The organism is Streptomyces aurantiacus JA 4570, from assembly GCF_000414115.1.
In the GTDB taxonomy this organism is placed as follows: Bacteria; Actinomycetota; Actinomycetes; order Streptomycetales; family Streptomycetaceae; genus Streptomyces; species Streptomyces aurantiacus_A.
This window is the reverse complement of the sequence record NZ_AOPZ01000489.1, coordinates 1-455: the sequence shown is the minus strand read 5'-3', so window position 1 is coordinate 455 and position 455 is coordinate 1. Positions and strand designations below refer to the sequence as shown.

At 71.2% G+C, this 455-nt stretch carries 1 protein-coding gene; it reads right to left on the bottom strand.

Going from position 1 to position 455, the window contains the following annotated elements; genetic code table 11:
* Nucleotides 1-7: 7 nt before the first annotated feature.
* A complete protein-coding gene (locus tag STRAU_RS42695) occupies nt 8-181 on the bottom strand; it encodes a hypothetical protein (RefSeq protein ID WP_016645269.1) in 174 nt (57 codons plus the stop codon).
* Nucleotides 182-455 lie beyond the last annotated feature (274 nt).

Below are 455 nucleotides of genomic sequence, written 5' to 3'. Positions count from 1 at the left end.
GTAGCCATCAGCCCGTCTCCTTGGAGGTCATACGGCGAAGGGCGAACCACAGGCCATGAGCGGCCAGCAGGCCCAGGAACCAGAGGACTTCAAGCGGCCCGGCCAGCGGACCGAAGAGGATCGCGAGCCCCGACCACAGACCCACCACAGCCGCGACGGCCGCCGCACCCCACTTCCACACCCGGTCCCCGCCGACCAGACGGCGGTAGAGCGGCGGGATGAGGAGCGCGATCAGGGGCAGCAGTCCGACCGCGGCGACCAGGACACCCGCCCACGGGGCAAGGACCGGTCAGCACCAAGAGCACCAGGGCCGATCCGGTCGGCAGCAGTGCCAGACGGTGATGCCACAGCAGGCGCCCCGTCGTGGCCAGGGCACGACCGGCCAGGGAAGGACGTTCGGGCACGACCAGCACAAACGACTGCTGGCGGCGCCCGCGCTGGCGCGGGATACGGAC